The following is a 21676-nucleotide window of genomic DNA, read 5'->3' on the forward strand; positions in this document are numbered from 1 at the left end:
TTTACGTACCCAGTGTTTTCCGATGTTTTCATTACACTAATGTTTTAGTGTATCGCTATTTCAGGACGGGACAAATTAAATAATTAAAAAACCCGCTACTTTTAAAGTTAGCGGGTTTTTTTGTTTTAATTATTATTTGGGCGTTACCACAAGGGTCGGGCTATCCGCTACAAGTCCTCGCACCTCCTTCGTCGGGCTGTGGGCTTTCCACTACTATCCCTAACGCAATTAATTGAATATTTAATTGTTTCTAAATGATTACTTCAATTATATCTGTAAGAAAATATTTTAAGTTTATGTATCTTTATATTATATACTTAAAACATGATTCCAAAGTTAATAATAGAAAATATTAAGTTCAATAATGGAGACAAAATTCAACTTAAAGAAAAATCAATTACAATTTTTGTTGGCGCTAATAATGTCGGAAAAACTGCAGCACTTAAGAACATCCATTTGCTATCCAATTTGGGTGGATTTAGAACTAAACATGATGTAATAGTCAATATAGACCTAAAAAAAGTTGGTTCTCCAATTGATTTTGTTAATTTTTTAAAGACTAAAAACTCAGGTTCTAATTATAAATTTAATATTGGTGGTAATTTATATTACCCAGAGGACACTGGAGTTAAGTGGGAAAATAATGACCCCAAACACTTTGGCCATTTTTTTATCAAAATAATGCTAGCCGAACAAAGAATTTCACATTCAAAGTCTAGAGAAACTCTTGATTTTTATAAACAGCAACCAAGTCACCCAATTGATTTTATGTATTTAAATCAATCATTTGAGGATGAAATCAACGCCTATTTTAGACTTGCTTTTAATTTAGATTTGATAATTGATCGGTTTTCAGGAAAAAATACACATTTAAAAGTAGGTGAAAAACCTACATTATTAGAAAATGAAAACTATTTATCGAAATCATATAATGATAGAATTAAGGAGTTATCTGATTTATCAGATCAAGGTGATGGTATGCGCAGTTTTGTTTCCATTTTATTAGAAATGATTTCTAAAAATAAAACATCCCTAATAATTGATGAACCTGAGGCTTTTCTACATCCACCTCAGACTAGGCTTTTAGGAAAATTAATTGGAAAATTGTTTTCTGAAAGACAAATGTTCATTTCTACTCATAGTTCTGATTTAATTAAGGGTCTTTTAGAAAGTAAAAATGAAAACATAAATATTATCAGAATTTCAAGAAATAAAGAAATCAATTCTGGTGCATTATTAAATAATAATGATATTAAAAACATATGGAAAGATCCCATATTAAGATACTCTAATATTATTGATGGATTATTCCATAAAAGTGTCATAATATGTGAAGGAGATGGTGATTGCAAATTCTTTTCAGCTTTATTCGACTCAGAATTTGAAAATGACCCCCGCTACCATAAAATTTCAGATACTTTATTTATTCCTGCACATGGTAAAGCTAAAATACCAACAATAGTAAAAGCTCTTAAGAAAATTTCTGTGCCTACTTTTTCTATTTGTGATTTTGATATATTTAATAATCAAACTCCATTAAAAGAATTAGTTGAAGCTCATGGAGGAGATTGGAGTATTATTGAACCAAAATGGAAAATATTTCACTCCCAAATAAATCAAATTAAGTCACAATTGGATAAAGAAGAAGCAAAAAAAGAAATACTTAAATCATTTGACTCAGTTAAGGCGCCTAACCTAAATAAAAAACAGATAAATGAAATTAAAGATATTTTAAAGATTTCTAGTGCTTGGTCTTTTGCTAAAAAACAAGGATTGTCTTTTGTGCCTTCAGGTGATGCTCATGAAAAATGTTTGGAAGTTATAGCCTATTTAAACAATATTGGAATCTTTCCATTATTAATTGGTGAACTTGAAAGTTTTGATAAGAGTATAGGAGGAAGTAAATCAAAATGGCTCGAAACTATATTACAAAAAAATTTTAAAAACAAAGAAATCCTAAAAGAAGCTAAAGAATTTATACATAAATTGGCAAATATTATATATAAAAATTAAGGCGCTGGATTAGGCATAGCCTCATGCACTGCATCAATCTGTTCTAAAACAGCATCATTTAAAGTTACGTTGATACTATCAATATTCTCTTTTAGCTGTTCTAATGTTGTAGCTCCAATAATATTACTTGTTACAAAAGGACGCTGGTTTACAAAAGCTAAACTCATTTGTGCTAAAGTCATACCATTATCTTCTGCAATCTTCAAATAGCGTTTAGCAGCTTCTGTAGCTTGTTCTCCGCTATATCTTGCAAATCTTGGGAATAATTTAAGTCTTGCGTTATCTGCCACATTACCTTTTATATACTTTCCTGAAAGCACTCCAAATGCCATTGGTGAATATGCTAATAAACCAACGTTTTCTCTTAAAGAAACTTCTGCTAAATCGGTTTCAAAAGTTCGGGTAAGCATCGAGTAAGCATTTTGAATGGTCGCCACTCTTGGTAAATTATGGTTTTTTGATTCTTCTAAATAACGCATAGTTCCCCATGAGTTTTCATTGGATATACCAATATTTCTTATCCTACCTGCCTTAATTTCTCCTTCTAAACTATGAAGAATTTCGTAAAAGTTATCTTTCCATTTTGTATCAAGCTTAAAATCTCTAACTCCAAACCTATTGGTATCTCTTTCTGGCCAATGCAGTTGGTATAAATCTATATAATCGGTTTGCAATCTTTCTAATTCTGAATCTATGGCTTTTTTAATTGAATTTGGGCTAAAACCTGTAGTTCTAATATGGGCTGTATAATCGCCACTACCTGCAATTTTTGATGCGATAATAACTTTATTTCTTTGGCTAGATTTTTTTAGCCAAGTCCCTATTATCTCGCTAGTTCTTCCACTCATTTCTGCTGTGGCTGGCACAGGATATAGTTCTGCGGTATCAATAAAATTAACACCTTGGTCGAGTGCATAGTCCATTTGTTCGTGACCTTCAGCCTCAGTATTTTGGTTCCCCCAAGTCATAGAGCCTAAACATATTTTGCTAACTTTTATATCGGTATTTGGAATGGTTGTGTATTTCATCTATTTTATTTTTGTCATTCCCGCGAAGGCGGGAATCTTTTTATTTGAAAACTAATATTAGATTGTGGATTCCTGCCTTCGCAGGAATGACAAATCATACCTATTTTTTAGACGGATTGTAAATATAAAAAACCTTTAAAAGCCTGAATAGCTTTTAAAGGTTTTTTGCGTTAGGGATTGAGGCATTTGTTGAAGCTCCCCGACGAAGGAGGGAGCGACTGCCGAAAGCCCGACCCTTTGGGTAACGCCCAAATAATTATTCTACTCGCTTAACAGCTTAGAGAGTTCATCTAACTTAGGCGTTAAAACAACTTCTATTCGTCTGTTTTTTGCTTTCCCTTCGTTAGTTTCGTTAGATGCAATTGGAGCAAATTCTCCACGTCCCGCCGCTGTTAAATTTTCGGGATGTATGTTGTTGTTTTCTCTTAAAATATTAACGATAGATGTGGCTCTTTTTGTAGATAAATCCCAGTTGCCACTTAGTTGCGCATTTCCTGCGTATGGCGCATTATCTGTGTGTCCTTCAATTAAAACGGCTATGTCTGGATTGTCTCCTAATACGTTTCCTAATTGCTTAACGGCTTTTTTACCTTCGGCACCAACCGTCCAGCTTCCTGAACTGAAAAGGAGTTTATTTTCCATAGAAACATATACTTTTCCTTCGCGTTGCTCTACAGTTAAACCTTTGCCTTCAAAATCGGTTAAAGCTCTTGAAATGGCATTTTTAAGCTCAGTCATTGCGGCATCTTTTGAAGCAATAACTTGTTCTAATTCTGCTACACGATTTGAACGATCTTCCAATTCTTTTTTAAGTTTTTCTAGTCTTGCATTTTCAGATGCCAAGGCCTGCTCCTTGGCTTCAAGTTGTGCTAATAATTCTCTATTCTTTTGCGAGTTTGCTGCTATGGCTGCAGTACTATTTTTTTCTAAAGCATCGTACGATGCCTTTAAATTATCTAAATTAGATTTTGCTGCGTTATAATCTCCTTGTAATTTATCACGTTGTGCAACGGCTTCATCATAAGCCGTATGCAATTGCTTTAACTCGTTTTCGGCTGCCGTTTTAGCACTTAAAAGTACTTCGTTATCGGTTGACAGCTTTTTGTTTTCCTTTTTTAAATCGGCATACTTTGCTTCTAAGTCTTTATACACTTTTGGAGATACACAAGATGCTAAAACCACTAGAGTAAATACGGTGAAGATGCTTTTTTTAATCATGTTGTTTGGGTTTATTTCTTATTTTTTTTCTATTTCTACTAGGATAGGACAATGATCGCTATGAACTGCTTCAGACAGTATAACGGCCCTTTTAATGTTTTCTTGTAATGGTTTTGAAACCATAGCATAGTCTAATCGCCAACCTTTGTTATTGGCACGCGAATTAGCACGGTAACTCCACCAGCTATATTGCTGTAATTCAGGGTTTATAAATCTGAACGAATCAATGAAGCCACTATCAATAAACTTTCCAATCCATTGGCGTTCTATTGGTAAAAAACCTGAAACACCTTTCATTTTAGGATTATGGATATCCATTTCTTCATGGCAAATATTATAATCGCCACAGATAATAAGGTTTGGAATGTCTTTTTTAAGATTGTTTATATACTCTTGAAACATATCCATATATTCCAATTTATGATTTAATCTGGCATCATTTGTTCCTGAAGGTAAATACAAACTCATTACTGAAACACCATCAAAATCGGCTCGAATATTTCGGCCTTCAAAATCCATGGATTCTATACGAGTACCATACTCAACATGTTTTGGTTCCGTTTTACTCAAAATAGCGACACCACTATAGCCTTTTTTTTGAGCGCTAAACCAATAATTATATTTATAACCCGCTTCTTCAAAGAGGCTTAAATCTAATTGTTCTTTCATGGCTTTTATTTCCTGTAAGCATACAACATCTGGATTTGCTGCTTTTAACCAATCTATAAAACCTTTATTAATGGCTGCACGAATGCCGTTTACGTTATAGGATACAATTTTCATTTGATTAGATAAGTATTTCAGCTAAAATAAATAATGCGTTACTTTTACACCATTAAAAGTAGCAGGAGTTTTAACGAAGCTATTAACAAAATATTTTAAACGATTTACAGTTTAAGTATCTGATGAAGTTTTTTACATGCCTTTTATTGATTCTTATTGGTTTTTGCGGGTTTTCGCAAAATCAAAGCTCAAACTATAAAACAAAAAAGGTTGCTGTAAAGGATACCATTCAAATTGATAGTGTTAGTATCAATTCTAATTCATTTTCCATTACAAGGTTAGATAATACATTTATTGATTCCACAAATTATTCTGTTGATTTTGCTAAAGCCATTTTAACTTTTAAAAAAACTATTGAAACCGATTCTGTAATTATACACTATCTTAAATTTCCTGATTTTCTAACAAAAACCTACAAACAATTAGATAAGAATATTATAGTTAAAGAAAATAGTAATAGTCAAACTTTATATAAGTTAACACAATCCAATACGAATAGAAATTTTATTCCTTTTGATGGTTTAACCACTTCAGGAAGTATATCTCGTGGAGTAACTGTAGGTAATAATCAAAATTCCGTTTTAAATAGCGAATTAGACCTTCAAATTACAGGAAAACTTAATGAAAAGGTTTCGCTAAGAGCCTCAATTCAAGATGCTAATATTCCCTTACAAGAAAGCGGATATTCTCAGCGCCTAGATGAATTTGACCAAGTATTTATTGAATTATTTAGTAACCGTTGGAATGTTCGTGCTGGTGATATTGATTTACTAAACACCAATTCTTACTTCGCGAGTTTTTCAAAACGCGTACAAGGATTAAATTTTAATTTAAAATTGGGAAAAGAAGGCAATCGAACCCATTTATTTGCGGCAGGTGCAATTGTAAGAGGCCAATTTACAACCAGCCAGTTTACAGCTCAAGAGGGCAATCAAGGCCCTTATAAGCTTCAAGGTCCTAATGGCGAGCTATTTGTCCTTATCGTTTCTGGAAGTGAAACGGTTTATGTAAATGGTATTCCAATAAAACGTGGTGAAGACAAAGATTACATTATAGATTATAATGCAGGCGAAATTATTTTTAACTCCACGTTTCCTATAACTTCTGAGATGCGAATTACTGTTGATTATCAATTTAGTGATCGCAATTATTCCAGATTTGTAGCTTATGGCGGAGGAAATTATGAAAGTGAAAAACTAAAAATAGGTGTTTCTGTATATTCTGAAAACGATGCTAAAAGCCAGCCTTTACAGCAAAACCTTTCTGATGAGCAAGTTGCCATTTTAGCAAATGCTGGTGATGACAGAACCCAAATGGTAGCGCCTTCTGCAATCCAAGAAGAGCCAAACGATAACAGAATTTTATATAAAAAAGAACTCATTGGGGGTGTTGAAGCTTTTGTTTTTTCGAATGACCCAAACGATGAATTATATCGTGTTACCTTCACTCTTGTTGGAGATAACCTAGGTGATTATGCTTTGAGTAACATAAATGCTATTAATAACATTTATGAGTACATTGGTGCCAATTTAGGAAATTACGCACCTATTGTTCAGTTAGTAGCCCCCACTAAATTGCAAATTGCTGTTTTGAATGGAAGTTACAAACCTTCAGAAAAAACCAATATTAGTTTTGAAGCGTCTGGAAGTAAAAATGATTTAAATGCATTTTCTAATTTAGATGATGATGATAATGATGGGTTTGCTGGAAAATTTAAAATGGAGCAAGCGTTTATTAAAAATGATAGTCTATGGAATTTTGATGTATTTATTGATACTGATTATATAAGTTCTGATTATAGAAACATTGAAGGCTTATACAATCCAGAATTTAATAGAGATTGGAATTTAGATCAACCTCCAGGAAATCAAATAGCAAGTACCCTCGGAAATCAAATATTCCTTAATTCTGGTTTTAGGTTGACTCATTCTAAAAAAGGATTTGTTAATTATCAGTTTGAAAACCTAAACTTTTCTGATGGTTTTAACGGTAACCGGCATGTTGCAAACGCTAATTTACTTTTAAACAAGTTTAATATTTTATCAAATTCTAGTTTTTTAAATGCTCAGTCAACCATAAATACTTCTACGTTTTTAAGATCATACAATCGTATTACCTACAGCATGAAAAAAAGTTGGATTGGTACAAAAATAGCTATTGAAAATAATAAGCAACGTAATATCTCAACTCAAGAACTCACAGCGTTAAGTCAACAATTTAAATCTTACGAAGTGTTTTTTGGTATTGGTGACAGCACCAAAGTTTTTACAGAAATAGGCTATAAAAATAGAGTTAATGATAGTATTAAAAATAATAAATTACAAAGAGTAAACACATCTAACACGTTTTATTTAGACTCTCGCCTTATACAAAATAAAAATACCAACCTGTCTCTATATGCTAATTACAGAACTCTAAAAAACACCGATCAAACTATTGAAGATGAAAACTCCATAAACTCCAGATTACAATTCAACCAAAAACTTTTCAATCAAATTATTCAATGGAATACCATTTTTGAAACCAATTCAGGACGATTACCACAACAAGACTTCACCTATGTTGAAGTTGAAGCAGGGCAAGGTAATTATACATGGAACGATTATAACGAAAACGGAGTTCAAGAATTGGAAGAGTTTGAAATTGCTCAATTTCAAGATCAAGGCAAATTTATTCGGGTGCTCCTACCTAATCGCGTGTTTATAAAAACACATCAAAATAGATTAAGTCAAACGCTCACCATCAACCCTTCTCAATGGTCAGTTTCAGAAAGCAAACCAAAAAAATTCTGGTCACACTTTTATAACCAAACTAGCTATTTAATTGATAGAAAGATAAAACGAGAGGGTAGTAGTTTCAATTTAAACCCTTTTAACAATAACAAAGAAGATCAGCTTGGATTACAATTAAACTTTAGAAACGTATTATTTTTTAACCGAGGAAAGCAACATTATACAACATCTTATACGTTTTTAGATAATACAACAAGAAATGTCTTATCTGTAGGGTTTATAGAGAATAGTTTAAAAAGTCACCAACTCAACTTTAATCATAAATTATCAGCAAATTGGTTAATTAATATGCTTTCAGCTTTTGATAATAATGAAAGTATTAGCCAAAATTTTGCGAGTAAAAATTATAATTTCGACGAGACTAGATTTAATCCGAAGCTTTCATATTTATTCAATGATAATTCAAGCTTTGATATATTCTACCAATACGCAAGTAAAACTAATACTATTGGTGAAATGGAGGACTTAAAACAGCAAAAATACGGCATGTCTTTTACTTTCGGAAACAACCAAAAAAGTGCTATAAACGGTGAGTTTAATTACTTCTCAAACGATTATATAGGTAATCCAAACACACCTGTGGCCTACCAAATACTAGAGGGTCTACAACCAGGAAAAAACTTTACTTGGAGTTTACTAGCACAAAAAAAACTAACTAAATTTTTAGATTTGAATCTCAGTTATTTTGGAAGAAAAACGGAAAGTAGTAGAACTATACATTCGGGTTCAATTCAGCTTAAGGCCTATTTTTAAAACCCACTGAGCAATCCATTTTTTCAAAAACAGAGATTATAGTTTTTACGGCTTCAACATAAAATAATGGATGAATATTTTCATAATCATCTGTAGGCTCATGATAATCTTTATGATCTTCAACACCAAAATATAAAAAAGGGATTCCTTTTTTATGAAAACTAGCATGATCTGAAGTGTAAGTCCAATCATCTAAACCATCATAACCATCATGGCCTCTAATCAATTCTATGTCGGATGAATATTTCGAATTTGTAAACAAGGACTTTAATTTTTTGTTTTCAGAAGTTCCTACTACATATAATTCTTTCTTATTACTGCGGCTTATCATATCCATATTGATATTAACAATAATATCCTGTGAAGAAATAATAGAATGATTCACATAGTATTTGGAACCTTGAAGCCCCAATTCCTCAGCATCAAAAGCAGCTAATATAACTGAATGCTTTGGTGGATTATTTTTAAAATATTCAGCAAATGCAAACAAAGCTCCTACCCCAGAGGCATTATCGTCTGCACCATTATAAACCTTACTATATTTAACACCTTCATGATCATAATGTGCACTTATCACTATATACTTTTCTGGAAACACTGAGCCTTCTATTAAACCTAAAACATTTACAGCATCAAATACTTTTTTCTTTTTAATAAATGAAAATGGTTGTTCAAAAGATTTCCCTAAAGGCTCAACCTTTAGATTGTGAAATTGATTAATAATATATTTTCTGGCTTTTGTAGCACCTTTTGTACCTGTTCTTCTTCCTTCAAAGGCATCAGAAGATAATGATTGTAAATGCTTTAATAATACCTTTTTATCAAAAGAACAACGTATACTATAATTAGTTTGAGCAAAAATACCTCCAACTTGAAAAATGCAGCAAAAAAATAGTGCTATAAGTACTTTGTTCATAAAAACCATTGAGGGATAAATATACTTAATAAATACAAAACCCATACCAACTTAGTTGATATGGGTTTAAATATTGTTATAACAGCTGGCTATTTGATAGTAGCTTTCATTAATTCTCTGTTCATTCTAGCAATATTATCTAGAGATATACCTTTAGGACATTCAACTTCACAAGCTCCAGTATTAGTACAGTTACCAAACCCTTCTAAATCCATCTGAGCGACCATGTTTTGCACACGATCTGCTGCTTCAACTTGACCTTGAGGCAATAATGCATATTGAGATACTTTAGCACCAACAAATAGCATGGCACTAGAGTTTTTACATGTAGCTACACAAGCACCACATCCAATACAAGTTGCTGCATCCATAGCTTCATCGGCAGCATGCTTTGAAATAGGAATTGAATTTGCATCTTGAGTATTCCCAGACGTATTTACTGAAATATAACCTCCTGCTTGTTGAATACGCTCAAAAGAAGTTCTATCTACTACTAAATCTTTAATTACAGGAAATGCGGCGGCTCTAAATGGCTCAATAGTAATAGTATCACCATCTTTAAACATACGCATGTGCAATTGACATGTTGTTATGCCTCTATCTGGACCATGTGCTTCTCCATTTATGTACATTGAACACATACCGCAAATACCTTCACGACAATCATGATCAAAAGCAACTGGCTCTTCTCCAGAATTCACTAACTGCTCATTTAAAACATCCATCATTTCAAGAAAAGACATATGTTCTGAAATGTCAGTTACTTTATAATCGACCATTTGACCCTTTGCATTCGAGTCTTTTTGTCTCCAAATTTTAAGTGTTAAATTCATAGGTCTTTCTTATTTGTATGAACGTTGTTTAAGTTCTATATCTTTAAATTCTAATTCTTCTTTATGTAAAACTGCATCTGCAGGCTCTCCTTTATATTCCCAAGCTGAAACAAATGCATAATCTTTGTCGTTACGTTTTGCTTCACCTTTTTGTGGTCCAGACTCTTCAGCAGATTCTTCTCTAAAGTGTCCGCCACAAGATTCATTTCTTGTTAAAGCATCTTTAGCAAATAATTCTCCTAATTCTAAGAAATCAGCAACACGACCTGCTTTTTCAAGTTCAGGATTCATTTCGCTTGCCGACCCAGGAACTGAAACTTCTTTCCAGAACTCTTCACGAATTGCTTTAATTTCAACCATGGCTTCTTTTAAACCTTTTTCGTTACGAGACATTCCGCATTTATCCCACATTACTTTACCTAGCTTCTTGTGGAAATAGTCTACAGACTTTGTTCCTTTGTTAGTAACAAAGAAATCTATTTTAGCCTTAACTTCTTTTTCAGCTTCTTCAAACTCTTTTGTATCCGTTGAAATTTTACCGGTTCTAATATCATCAGAAAGATAATCTCCAATAGTGTATGGTAATACAAAATATCCATCAGCTAAACCTTGCATTAAAGCAGAAGCTCCAAGTCTATTAGCACCATGGTCTGAGAAATTTGCTTCACCAATACAGTACAATCCTGGCACAGTAGTCATCAAGTTGTAATCCACCCAAACGCCACCCATAGTATAGTGTACTGCTGGATAAATCATCATAGGAGTTTTGTATGGATTTTGATCTACAATCTTCTCATACATTTGGAATAGGTTTCCATATTTCGCTTCAACAATAGCCTGTCCTAATTCATATATTTTAGCATCAGATGCGTTTGAAATGTTCTGAATCTTTGCTTGTTCTTTTCCGTAACGCTCAATAGCTGCTGCAAAATCTAAATAAACTGCTTCTCCTGTAGCATTAACTCCATAACCAGCATCACAACGTTCTTTAGCAGCTCGAGATGCTACATCACGCGGCACTAAATTACCAAAGGCAGGATAACGACGCTCTAAATAATAATCTCTTTCATCTTCAGACAAATCCGTTGGTTTTTTACTGCCTTCACGAATTGCTTTTACGTCGTCTAAACTTTTTGGCACCCATATACGTCCATCATTACGTAACGATTCAGACATCAACGTTAATTTAGACTGATAATCGCCTGAACGTGGAATACAAGTTGGGTGAATTTGAGTATAACAAGGGTTTGCAAAATAAGCACCCTTTTTATGAATTTTCCATGCGGCAGTAACATTACTACCCATAGCATTTGTCGATAAAAAATATACGTTACCGTAGCCACCTGTTGCAACTACAACTGCGTGAGCAGAATGACGCTCAACCTCACCTGTAATTAAGTTTCTAGCAATAATACCTCTTGCTTTTCCGTCAACTTTTACAACATCAAGCATTTCATGACGATTAAACATTTCAATCTTTCCACGCGCTATTTGACGATTCATTGCAGAATAGGCTCCTAACAATAATTGCTGACCTGTTTGTCCTTTAGCATAAAAGGTTCTTGAAACTAATACACCTCCAAATGAACGGTTATCTAACAATCCACCATAATCTCTAGCAAAAGGAACACCTTGTGCTACACATTGGTCAATTATGTTTGTAGACACCTCAGCTAAACGATATACATTAGCCTCACGAGAACGGTAATCTCCTCCTTTTACGGTATCGTAAAATAATCTGTATGTTGAATCGCCATCACCTTGGTAATTTTTTGCCGCATTAATTCCTCCTTGTGCAGCAATAGAGTGCGCACGACGCGGAGAATCTTGGTAAGCGAATGCTTTTACATTATATCCTAATTCGGCTAAAGTAGCTGCTGCAGAACCTCCTGCTAAACCTGTACCCACAACAATAATATCTATGTGGCGTTTATTTGCAGGGTTTACTAAATCAATTTTATTTTTATAATCTGTCCATTTATCTTTAATTGGACCCTTTGGTACTCTTGAATCTAAAGCCATATTATATAAGATTAATGGTTATGTGTTAAATGATGAAAAAGTGCTATTATTATAAATCCTAAAGGCACAATAATTGAGTACGCTTTACCTATAAGTTGCAAATTCTTTTTACGACCTGCTGTAGCTCCCATGGATTGGAAAGCAGATGTAAAACCATGTGCTAAATGCAATCCTAAAAGGATAAACGAAATAACATAAGCTCCTACTCGTAAAGGGCTATGAAATTTTTCAACTAATTCATGATAATATCTAAATTCTCCATTATGCAAACCAGTCATATCTCCTACAATATATTTTGTGTTAATTTCTGGAATCCAAAAATCAATAAAATGTAGAACAATAAAAGCTAGTACTACCAGACCACTATAAATCATATTCCTGCTCATCCAAGTAGAATTTGCGCCGCCATTATTTTTGGCATATGAAACACCGTTTGCTTTTTTGTTTTTCAGTTCCAAAACAAAGCCCATTACAAAATGAAATACAACTGCAAAAATTAATACAGGCTGTAAAGCAAATTGGACTAGCGGGTTTGTGCCCATAAAATGCGATACTTCATTAAATGCATCTGGACTAATCACAGATAACATATTTATAACTAAATGCTGAAGTAAAAAAAACATGAGGAAGAATGCAGAAAGCGCCATGGCTACTTTTCTTCCAATCGAAGATTTAAAAAATCCACCCATTATTTTAAAGTTATTTTTTGATTTTAACAAAGGTAGCCATGGACGGAGTCTTAGACAAATAACAAATGTCATGTTTTGTTATTTAGAATGATTTTAAAAACAAATAATGTTATAATTAATTACATGAAAAAATAAGAATACTTAAAATAAACAGTCTATTTTATAAGTAATTGTTAATAATTTTGTTAATTTACCATATAACTAATTAAAATATAATAAAATGGAAGAGTATTTACCTTTGATTATTCAACTTGTTAGTGGCGCAGTTGGCGGAAATATTGCTGGTTCGCTTTTGAAAAATTCATCTTTAGGAACATTATGGAATTCCGTAGCAGGGATACTAGGCGGCGGACTTGGCGGCAGTATACTAGGTATGCTAGGCTTAAGTGGTGCAGAAGCTGCTGAGGCATCAAGTAGTTTGGATATAGGCAGCATAATAGGAAGTGTTGCTGGCGGTGGCGTTGGCGGTGGTGTTGTTATGGCTGTAATTGGATTAATTAAAAAAGCCATGAATAAATAAAAATCTTTTAACCCAGTAAAAAAGGGAGTCATTTAAATGACTCCCTTTTTCTTTATGAGTGTTCTCTCTTTATTACTAATCAAGAATGAGCTTTTTTGTAATAAATCTTTCTTCTGAATGTATGTTAACAAAATACAGGCCCTTTGAAGCATGGTTCATATTTATAGCTTTTACCCTAGTGCCCTCAAAAATATCGGTATCTGAAATTAACCTGCCACTAACATCGTATATTTCAACCCTATCAATATTTAAATAAGATGATTTAATAAAAAATTCCTTTTTTGCAGGATTTGGATATAGGAAAATCCCCTCTTCTAATGTATTATCATCAACACTTAAGCCACAAGTACCTGTGTAATCTGTCATTAAAGGAAGTATTGGCGTACCACAAATTTGATTAGAAGTACTTCTAGAATGCACATTACTTGCACCCTCAATACTATTAGCATCCAAAGTTGTAGCGGTTGAATTTGAAGCCAATGCATAATGCATAACATTTGATGGGTCAATAACATGACCTAATTGAAACCCATGACCTAATTCATGTAAAGCCACTGTTTCAAAATCAAATTCTCCTGAATCAAAAGTTTCACCACTTTCACCAAAATACCAATTCACCCCATCATCAAAAACAATGTCCAAATCTGTAACATACCATATAATTTCACCTGAACAATCTCTTCCTCCATAACTCGAATAACAAGTTCCTAAAATGCCCGCTCCCAATTCTGAACCATTATCAAATCTAATAATATTTTCGGGTGTAAACCTATCATCTACGGAAGTGGGTGTAGTACTCACCTCCCAATTAACTTTAGTCTCACATCTCCAAGAATCAAAAGCTCTAATAAATGATGCTTTAGCGCCTAAAAGTTCAGGTGGGTCACTGTAATCATTATCATCTGAATCATTAAAAAAATCTTCAAACATTTCCCAAGTATACCCTCCAGAAAAACCATCAGTTAAATTATTGTTGTCCCCATAATGCTGTGACTGGTATGATGTTAAACTTCCCAAAAAATCAGTAGGTAGGTTTTGTTCAGCATAACGTATTGTAAGTGTTTCACTTGAGAACGCACTAGAACCTCCTCCATCAGTTACTCTAATAATCCCTGTTCCAGCTGTACCAGCAATAGTTTCATCAGATGTATTAATAGTTGGCACTCTAACGGTTATCTCAGTATCGGTCCAAGATTCTACATGAGTATCTAAAGCATCAAAAAATGATGTTCCACCATCATCTGCATCCCTAAAACCAACTTTGCCTTGAGCGGCTCCAAACCCAGATCCAGTAATTGTTAAAATAGAGTTTGGACCTACACCACCAGCAGTTATGGTTAAAGGCGATAAAGATATGCCAGATGGAGGGCGTGAATTAGTATTTTTAGTATTTTGCTTTTGTAACTTTTTAACATCAAAAGGCTTTACCTCTAAATATTTTTTATTTGTAATGTTAATAATATCACTATAAAATGAGGTAGCAATACCCTTCTTTCTACTAAGTGTATTAGAAACAGTATTTCCATACAAATCATACTTATAAAACCCTTGAATTTCACTATATGTTCTGTATTTCTGATACTTAGAATTTCCCTTTTCATCAATATTTATATTACTTCCGTATAAAGTAAAAATACCGAAGCTTCCTTTTCCTAATTTCAATGAGTGTGATGCTAAAATTGCATTAAGCCCTACAATACCACCTTCCGTCATTATTTCGATTGTATCAACTGGTTCCCCCTTAAAAACTTTATAAACCTCAACAGTATTACGTGTGTAAATCATTTTGTGGTTAGCGTCCCAAAAAGCTTTGCTAAAAATAACTTTTCCCTCAATTACTAAACTAGAATTATCTATTTGCTCTTTTAATGATATCTCTCTAAGTGAAACTTGAGCAAACAAAGTAGGTGCACTTATTAAAAAGCCTACAAGTAAAAAGGCTATTTTTAATGGTAATTTTTTAATCATAATTTTGAATTATTTTAATAAATTTTAGGTAAGGGATTACCAAATATAGGAAATAAAAATCTACTTTTTATTTATACATTTACGTAGTCGTAAAAAACAAACTTTACTTAACATGAAATACGCACCAATAAACAAATCACTTTTTGAAACAAACAGAGCAAAATTTAAGGCAAAAATGAAGCCAAAGAGCTTGGCTGTTTTTAACTCAAATGATATTTATCCCATAAGCGCAGATAGCACAATGCCTTTTGAGCAGCATAGAGATATTTTTTATTTAAGTGGCGTAGATCAAGAAGAAAGCATCCTTGTTATATTTCCTGATTGCCTAAAAGAAAAACACCGCGAAATCTTATTTTTAAAAGAAACCAATGAACATATTGCTATATGGGAAGGCGAAAAATTGACTAAGAAAAAGGCTTTTGAAACTAGCGGAATTAAAACCGTGTATTGGTTACAAAATATGGAAAAAATTATGTTCGAATTAATGACGCAATGTGATACAATTTACATAAATACTAATGAACATTATCGCGCCAATGTTGAAATTGAAACTCGCGAAGACCGCTTTACCAAGTGGTTAAAAAACAAATACCCTGCACATTCAGTAGCAAAAAGCAACCCTATACTTCAACGTTTACGATCTGTAAAAGAACCTATTGAAATTGATTTAATTAAAAAAGCTTGTGATATAACTGAGAAAGGATTTCTAAGAATTTTAAATTTTGTTAAACCTAATGTTTGGGAATATGAAATTGAAGCGGAATTTATGCATGAATTTTTACGAAATCGGTCCAAAAAATTTGCTTACACACCTATTGTTGCTTCAGGTAAAAATGCTAATGTGCTTCATTATATTGAAAACAATCAACAATGTAAAGCTGGTGATTTAATTTTAATGGACGTTGGCGCTGAATATGCAAACTATTCTAGTGATATGACACGAAGTGTTCCTGTTTCTGGTCGTTTTTCTGAAAGGCAAAAAAACGTTTACAACGCTGTGCTTCATGTTAAAAATGAGGCTACCAAAATGCTTACTCCAGGAACTGATTGGACGGAATACCATGTTGAAGTTGGAAAAATAATGACAAGTGAATTATTAAAACTAAATTTAATTGACAAAGCCGATGTACAAAACGAAAACCCAGACTGGCCAGCCTACAAAAAATACTTTATGCACGGTACAAGTCACCATATGGGATTAGATACACACGATTATGGCATTCTAACAGAACCTATGCAGGCCAATATGGTATTTACGGTAGAACCAGGAATTTACATTCCAGATGAAGGTTTTGGTATTAGATTAGAAGATGATGTTGTTATTCAAAAATCTGGAGAACCTTTTAATCTTATGAAAAATATACCAATAGAAATTGATGAAATTGAATCTATAATGAATTCTTAAAATTTAAAAGGGTCGTTAAAAACGACCCTTTTTGCTAACAAATCTAATATTATAATTTATAGAGTGACTAATTCAAATAAATAACTGTTTAGTTTTTGTAGCGTATTAATTTTATCTTTTGAGTCTATTAATAAAGATATATTATTATTACTTCCCCCATAAGAAATCATCCTAATTTTTACATCTTGTAATATTTTAAATAGCTTATAAGTTCCTTGATGATTAACTACAGAATGGCCAACTAAGCAAACAATACTTTGGTTTTTATCCACTTCAATCATTGCAAATTTATCTAGTTCTGCCAAAATTTTGTCTAAATTCTTATCATCATCAATAGTTAACGAAACAGCTACCTCAGATGTTGTAATCATATCAATCGACGTTTCATTGGTCGCAAATATTTCAAAAACTTTCTTTAAAAAACCATGCGCTTGCAGCATTCTAGCCGACTTAATTTTAATAGCCGTAATATTATCTTTTGCTGCAATTGCTTTAATACCATCTCCTAAAGTACTATTAGAAATTAAAGTACCATGAGCATCAGGCTTCATTGTGTTTTTTAATCGAACTGGAATACTATCCTTTCTAACAGGAGTTACTGTTTGAGGATGTAAAATTTTAGCTCCAAAATAAGCCAACTCTGCAGCTTCCTCAAATGATAAATTTGAAATAGCTCTTGTGTTTTCAACATACCTTGGGTCGTTATTGTGCATCCCATCAATATCGGTCCAAATTTGAACTTCATCAGCCTTAAATGCGGCTCCAATTAATGTTGCAGTATAATCACTTCCTCCACGTTGGAGGTTTGAAATTTCATCGTTACTATCCAAACAAATAAATCCTTGAGTAATATAAATTTCTGAATCTTCAGCAAGATCTATAGCACTTTTAAAATGAGCCTCTATATAATCAGAATCTGGCTCTTTAAATTCATCTATTCTCATAAAACTTAAAGCTGGCAATAACGTAGAACTAATACCCTCTTGTTTCAAATAACTATTAAACATAAAGGTAGAAAGTAATTCGCCTTGTGCTAAAATTCTATTTTTTAAGGCTTCAGTATAATCCTTATCAGTACTTTCAATCAAAAACTCAAAAACACTTGAAACATAATTTTTAACTTCGCTATTTAAAAGCGATTCCTTTAAAAGTTCATCAATGGTATTAAAATAAATCTCATGGAGAACGTTAATCTTATCAATTGCTTTATTAGATTCATTATTCTCAATATATTTGGCAATAGCAACTAATTGATTTGTTGTACCAGACATTGCCGAAAGCACAACTACTTTTTTACTTCCGTCAGTAATTATATCTTTAACATTACTCATGTTTTTAACAGAACCTACTGAAGTTCCACCAAATTTTAATACTTTCATTTTCACCTATTTGAACCACAAAGCTATAATTCCTTTACTTACAAACTATATTTTTAATAAAAAAAAGTTATTTTTGCACAAATTGTTAAATAGTTAACAAATAGACAATTACATCGATGAAAACTGTATCAAATTGTGTTGAAGATATTTTAATCACACAACCCTATTTAGAAGAGGCATTATCGCGGAACATTATAAACTTTAGTGCACTTGCTATTGAACTTGTAGAGCCTATAAGTAAAATGCTTAAAAAAGATGTGAAACCAGGAGCGATTATGATGGCTTTAAGGCGTTATAACCCACCAGTAACTTTAGGCAATTCTATTAAAATGAAACGTGTTATTCAAAATCTTGGAGATATCACGGTACGCTCAAACCTTACCGATTTTACAGTTAAAAACTCAACAACTTTAATTGACAACCATGCCAAAATATTAGAACGGATTAATAAAGAAGATAAACTTTTTTACGCCTTTACTCGAGGCATTCATGAAAGCAATATTGTAGTTTCAAGTAGTTTAAATGATTTTATAAATCAACATCTTAAAAACGAATCGTTTATTGCAATTCAAGAAAATTTGTCTGCAATTAGTATAAACCTGCCTCAAGATAACTCTAAAATTGCTGGGTTATATTATCATTTTTTTAAACGCTTAGCTTGGGAGGGCATTGTTTTATACGAAGTATTATCTACTACAAATGAGTTTACCATTTTAGTCGAAGATGAATTTGTTGATAAGGCTTTCACTGCCATTAAAAGGGTTAAATCTTAGTTTATTTATCAGCATGACTTTATCTTTGTCTTAGATAAATTAAGCATGTATTTAGAGCATAAAGGTATAAATATTTTTTACACAGATAAGGGCCAAGGACTTACTACAGTTTTACTTCATGGTTTTTTAGAAAATGCTTCAATGTGGAAACCTTTCATACCCATACTTTCAAAAAATAACAGGATTATAACTATTGATTTATTAGGTCATGGTAAAACAGGTTGCCTAGGATATGTTCACTCCATGGAACTAATGGCAGAAACTATTGAAGCTGTATTAAATCATTTAAAAATTAAAACCTCCATTATTATTGGACATTCCATGGGTGGCTATGTGGCGCTCGCTTTCGCGGAAAAAAAACCTAAAGCATTAACAGGTTTATGTTTAATGAATTCAACAGCAAATGCCGACTCCACAGAAAAGAAAATAAACCGTGATCGTGCCATTAAAGCTGTAAAACAAAATCACAAAACGTTTATTCGAATGGCCATTGGTAATTTATTCAACCCTAAAAACAAATCTAAATTTCAAGACAATATCAAAGCCCTTATTCAAGACGCACAACAGACACCATTACAAGGTATAATTGCTGCGCTTGAAGGTATGAAAATCAGAAAAGACAGACAGACTATTCTACATTCAGCGCCATATAAAAGAATGCTTATGGTAAGTAAAAAAGATCCCATTTTAGATTACAAGCAATTAATATCTCAAACTGAGAATACCAGCGTAGAAATTGCAGAGTTTCATGATGGACATATGAGTCATATAGAAAATAAAGATGAATTCTTATATAAAATTATGTATTTCGTCGAAAAATAATAACTTTTAATCGATTTATTTGTTTTTTATCTTATTTTTATTTTCCCAAACTATAAAATCATGAAAAAACCTACTTCAATCCCTAAAATGTACTGTAATCTTTTTGGGCATGATTATCAAGTTACAAAACGTGTAACCTATCATGTAAAAGAATATACCTGCAGACATTGCAAAAAGGAATTAACCACAAACAGCAACGGTAGTTTAATAGAGCTTACTCCAAAATTTAAAGAGATAAATGCTATTCTTGAACGCATCCACACCTCAAGAACTGAACGTTTAAAGAAAAAAGCGCTCGCTTCATCGATTTATTAACTGCATATTAACATAATTAATTGGTTTTTAATACATTTAGGCTTCTCTTTAAATATATTAATATGCAAATAACATGAGAAATATCCATTGTATGGTGTTTGGCCATGATTATAAAGTAACAAGACAAGTTACTTATCATGTTCAAGAATACACTTGTAAAAACTGCAAAAAAGAACTCACTACAAACAGTAACGGAAATTTAATAGAACTTACTCCAAAATTCAAAGAAATAAACGATGTTCTTGAGCGCATACACCACAAACGTATCGTAAGAATCAATAAATTAAAAAAACCTATTTCATTAAAAGGTCGTGCAGAAAAAAACTTATTAGTTTTTAATCATTAAAATTTTTCCACCCTTGTGCTTTTAACGGAATTCTAGTGTCTGCTCTGGTCACTAAATGAAGCCCTTCACTCTCCTCTTTAATATGCCCAATTATAGTTAAGTTTGGATTAGCTTTTATTTTCGGAAAGTCATCTTGAGAAATAGTAAAAAGCAATTCATAATCTTCTCCCCCATTAAGAGCTACCATAGTGCTATCAATATTAAACTCCTCACAAGTTGAAATAACCTGAGGATCTAACGGAATTTTATTTTCATATAAATCACAACCTACTTTACTTTGTTTACAAATATGAATTATTTCAGAAGATAACCCATCGCTAATATCTATCATTGCAGTAGGTTTTACATTTAAATCACTCAACAATTCAACAATATCTTGTCTCGCTTCTGGTTTTAACTGCCTTTCAATGATATACGAATATCCTTCTAAATCTGGCTGACTATTAGGGTTCACTTTATAAACTTCCTTTTCACGCTCTAAAACCTGTAATCCCATATATGCAGCTCCTAAATCACCAGAAACAACTAATAAATCATTTGGCCTTGCTCCATTTCTATAAACTTCATTATTAGCATTAATAGCGCCAATTGCGGTTACAGAAATTAATAATCCAGTATTGGAAGATGTCGTATCCCCTCCAACAAGATCTACTTTATAAATATTTGCCGCGGTTTCAATACCAGCATACAAATCCTCTAAAGCTTCTAAAGGAAATCTGTTAGACACTGCAATTGATACGGTAACCTGAGTTGCTTTAGCGTTCATAGCATATACATCAGATAAATTAACCATTATAGCTTTATAACCCAGATGCTTTAATGGCATATAACTTAAATCAAAATGCACGCCTTCAACAAGTAAATCTGTAGTTACAACTACCTTATTGTTTTCGAAATTTAAAACTGCTGAGTCATCTCCAATACCTTTAACAGTCGACTTCTGTTTAATTTTAAAATTCTTAGTTAAATGGTCAATTAGTCCAAACTCTCCCAAGTCTCCTAATTGTGTTCGTTGCTGATTTTTATCTTCTATCATAGTGCAAAAATAAGAAGCTATATTTGTTTTTACTATCTTTATACTAAAACTAAATTTATTTAGTT

The 21676-nt window shown here is 32.6% G+C and carries 18 protein-coding genes; 8 read left to right on the forward strand and 10 right to left on the reverse strand.

Features of this window, described 5'->3' with window-relative positions:
• Positions 1-324: 324 nt before the first annotated feature.
• Positions 325-2013, forward strand: coding sequence for an AAA family ATPase (locus tag Q0870_RS14650; protein ID WP_298556568.1), 1689 nt, complete (start codon positions 325-327; stop codon positions 2011-2013).
• Here the strand turns inward: Q0870_RS14650 and Q0870_RS14655 are convergent.
• From Q0870_RS14655 to Q0870_RS14665, 3 genes are all read right to left on the reverse strand, one after another.
• Positions 2010-3041: an aldo/keto reductase gene (locus Q0870_RS14655; protein ID WP_298556570.1), complete on the reverse strand. Its 1032-nt coding sequence runs from the start codon at positions 3039-3041 to the stop codon at positions 2010-2012. The genes Q0870_RS14650 and Q0870_RS14655 overlap by 4 nt on opposite strands.
• Positions 3042-3302: 261 nt before the next feature.
• Positions 3303-4259, reverse strand: a complete 957-nt coding sequence (locus tag Q0870_RS14660) for an OmpA family protein (protein WP_298556572.1) — start codon at positions 4257-4259, stop codon at positions 3303-3305.
• Positions 4260-4277: 18 nt separating this feature from the next.
• Positions 4278-5042, reverse strand: coding sequence for an exodeoxyribonuclease III (locus tag Q0870_RS14665; protein ID WP_298556574.1), 765 nt, complete (start codon positions 5040-5042; stop codon positions 4278-4280).
• Positions 5043-5164: 122 nt separating this feature from the next.
• Here Q0870_RS14665 and Q0870_RS14670 point away from each other — a divergent pair, with 122 nt between their 5' ends.
• Positions 5165-8587, forward strand: coding sequence for a hypothetical protein (locus Q0870_RS14670; protein ID WP_298556576.1), 3423 nt, complete (start codon positions 5165-5167; stop codon positions 8585-8587).
• Here the strand turns inward: Q0870_RS14670 and Q0870_RS14675 are convergent.
• From Q0870_RS14675 to Q0870_RS14690, 4 genes are all read right to left on the reverse strand, one after another.
• Positions 8571-9503 carry a M28 family peptidase gene (locus Q0870_RS14675; protein ID WP_298556577.1) on the reverse strand — a complete coding sequence of 311 codons (933 nt, stop codon included), beginning with the start codon at positions 9501-9503 and terminating at the stop codon, positions 8571-8573. The two genes, Q0870_RS14670 and Q0870_RS14675, sit on opposite strands and share 17 nt — an antisense overlap.
• Positions 9504-9592: 89 nt before the next feature.
• Positions 9593-10336: a succinate dehydrogenase/fumarate reductase iron-sulfur subunit gene (locus Q0870_RS14680; protein ID WP_298556579.1), complete on the reverse strand. Its 744-nt coding sequence runs from the start codon at positions 10334-10336 to the stop codon at positions 9593-9595.
• 9 nt (positions 10337-10345) lie between these two features.
• Positions 10346-12358: a fumarate reductase/succinate dehydrogenase flavoprotein subunit gene (locus tag Q0870_RS14685; RefSeq protein ID WP_298556580.1), complete on the reverse strand. Its 2013-nt coding sequence runs from the start codon at positions 12356-12358 to the stop codon at positions 10346-10348.
• Between the two features lie 11 nt (positions 12359-12369).
• Entirely contained in the window at positions 12370-13047 is a 678-nt protein-coding gene (locus Q0870_RS14690; protein ID WP_298556582.1) for a succinate dehydrogenase cytochrome b subunit, read from the reverse strand.
• Positions 13048-13267: 220 nt separating this feature from the next.
• Between Q0870_RS14690 and Q0870_RS14695 the strand changes: the two genes are divergently transcribed.
• Positions 13268-13567, forward strand: coding sequence for a hypothetical protein (locus tag Q0870_RS14695; protein WP_298556583.1), 300 nt, complete (start codon positions 13268-13270; stop codon positions 13565-13567).
• 75 nt (positions 13568-13642) lie between these two features.
• On the opposite strand, the gene Q0870_RS14700 is transcribed toward Q0870_RS14695, so the two are convergent.
• Positions 13643-15535: a T9SS type A sorting domain-containing protein gene (locus Q0870_RS14700; protein WP_298556584.1), complete on the reverse strand. Its 1893-nt coding sequence runs from the start codon at positions 15533-15535 to the stop codon at positions 13643-13645.
• Positions 15536-15647: 112 nt separating this feature from the next.
• On the opposite strand from Q0870_RS14700, the gene Q0870_RS14705 reads away from it, so the two are divergent.
• The gene (locus tag Q0870_RS14705) at positions 15648-16940 is read left to right on the forward strand and encodes an aminopeptidase P family protein (RefSeq protein WP_298556585.1); all 1293 of its coding nucleotides are present in this window, start codon (positions 15648-15650) and stop codon (positions 16938-16940) included.
• Positions 16941-16996: 56 nt separating this feature from the next.
• Here the strand turns inward: Q0870_RS14705 and Q0870_RS14710 are convergent, their stop codons facing one another.
• Entirely contained in the window at positions 16997-18319 is a 1323-nt protein-coding gene (locus Q0870_RS14710) for an aspartate kinase (RefSeq protein ID WP_298556587.1), read from the reverse strand.
• Between the two features lie 116 nt (positions 18320-18435).
• Here Q0870_RS14710 and Q0870_RS14715 point away from each other — a divergent pair, with 116 nt between their 5' ends.
• The 4 genes from Q0870_RS14715 (at position 18436) to Q0870_RS14730 (ending at position 20575) form a co-directional block, all read left to right on the forward strand.
• Positions 18436-19092 carry a hypothetical protein gene (locus tag Q0870_RS14715; protein ID WP_298556589.1) on the forward strand — a complete coding sequence of 219 codons (657 nt, stop codon included), beginning with the start codon at positions 18436-18438 and terminating at the stop codon, positions 19090-19092.
• A gap of 45 nt (positions 19093-19137) precedes the next feature.
• Complete coding sequence (locus Q0870_RS14720; protein ID WP_298556591.1) at positions 19138-19914, forward strand: alpha/beta hydrolase; 777 nt, start codon at positions 19138-19140, stop codon at positions 19912-19914.
• Positions 19915-19974: 60 nt separating this feature from the next.
• Entirely contained in the window at positions 19975-20229 is a 255-nt protein-coding gene (locus Q0870_RS14725) for a hypothetical protein (RefSeq protein ID WP_298556592.1), read from the forward strand.
• A gap of 73 nt (positions 20230-20302) precedes the next feature.
• Entirely contained in the window at positions 20303-20575 is a 273-nt protein-coding gene (locus Q0870_RS14730) for a hypothetical protein (protein ID WP_298556594.1), read from the forward strand.
• Here the strand turns inward: Q0870_RS14730 and thiL are convergent.
• Positions 20565-21611 (reverse strand): thiamine-phosphate kinase, encoded by a 1047-nt coding sequence (gene thiL / locus Q0870_RS14735; RefSeq protein ID WP_298556595.1) that lies wholly within the window; start codon positions 21609-21611, stop codon positions 20565-20567. The two genes, Q0870_RS14730 and thiL, sit on opposite strands and share 11 nt — an antisense overlap.
• Between the last annotated feature and the right edge of the window lie 65 nt (positions 21612-21676).

Origin of the sequence: uncultured Algibacter sp. (assembly GCF_947487575.1) — a bacterium.
Lineage (GTDB): Bacteria > Bacteroidota > Bacteroidia > Flavobacteriales > Flavobacteriaceae > Algibacter_B.

Bases quoted from the DNA above. Each gene is read 5' to 3' on its own strand.
- Q0870_RS14650 (WP_298556568.1), top strand. From the start codon at position 325: ATGATTCCAAAGTTAATAATAGAAAATATTAAGTTCAATAATGGAGAC.
- Q0870_RS14655 (WP_298556570.1), bottom strand. From the start codon at position 3,041: ATGAAATACACAACCATTCCAAATACCGATATAAAAGTTAGCAAAATA.
- Q0870_RS14660 (WP_298556572.1), bottom strand. From the start codon at position 4,259: ATGATTAAAAAAAGCATCTTCACCGTATTTACTCTAGTGGTTTTAGCA.
- Q0870_RS14665 (WP_298556574.1), bottom strand. From the start codon at position 5,042: ATGAAAATTGTATCCTATAACGTAAACGGCATTCGTGCAGCCATTAAT.
- Q0870_RS14670 (WP_298556576.1), top strand. From the start codon at position 5,165: ATGAAGTTTTTTACATGCCTTTTATTGATTCTTATTGGTTTTTGCGGG.
- Q0870_RS14675 (WP_298556577.1), bottom strand. From the start codon at position 9,503: ATGAACAAAGTACTTATAGCACTATTTTTTTGCTGCATTTTTCAAGTT.
- Q0870_RS14680 (WP_298556579.1), bottom strand. From the start codon at position 10,336: ATGAATTTAACACTTAAAATTTGGAGACAAAAAGACTCGAATGCAAAG.
- Q0870_RS14685 (WP_298556580.1), bottom strand. From the start codon at position 12,358: ATGGCTTTAGATTCAAGAGTACCAAAGGGTCCAATTAAAGATAAATGG.
- Q0870_RS14690 (WP_298556582.1), bottom strand. From the start codon at position 13,047: ATGGGTGGATTTTTTAAATCTTCGATTGGAAGAAAAGTAGCCATGGCG.
- Q0870_RS14695 (WP_298556583.1), top strand. From the start codon at position 13,268: ATGGAAGAGTATTTACCTTTGATTATTCAACTTGTTAGTGGCGCAGTT.
- Q0870_RS14700 (WP_298556584.1), bottom strand. From the start codon at position 15,535: ATGATTAAAAAATTACCATTAAAAATAGCCTTTTTACTTGTAGGCTTT.
- Q0870_RS14705 (WP_298556585.1), top strand. From the start codon at position 15,648: ATGAAATACGCACCAATAAACAAATCACTTTTTGAAACAAACAGAGCA.
- Q0870_RS14710 (WP_298556587.1), bottom strand. From the start codon at position 18,319: ATGAAAGTATTAAAATTTGGTGGAACTTCAGTAGGTTCTGTTAAAAAC.
- Q0870_RS14715 (WP_298556589.1), top strand. From the start codon at position 18,436: ATGAAAACTGTATCAAATTGTGTTGAAGATATTTTAATCACACAACCC.
- Q0870_RS14720 (WP_298556591.1), top strand. From the start codon at position 19,138: ATGTATTTAGAGCATAAAGGTATAAATATTTTTTACACAGATAAGGGC.
- Q0870_RS14725 (WP_298556592.1), top strand. From the start codon at position 19,975: ATGAAAAAACCTACTTCAATCCCTAAAATGTACTGTAATCTTTTTGGG.
- Q0870_RS14730 (WP_298556594.1), top strand. From the start codon at position 20,303: ATGAGAAATATCCATTGTATGGTGTTTGGCCATGATTATAAAGTAACA.
- thiL (WP_298556595.1), bottom strand. From the start codon at position 21,611: ATGATAGAAGATAAAAATCAGCAACGAACACAATTAGGAGACTTGGGA.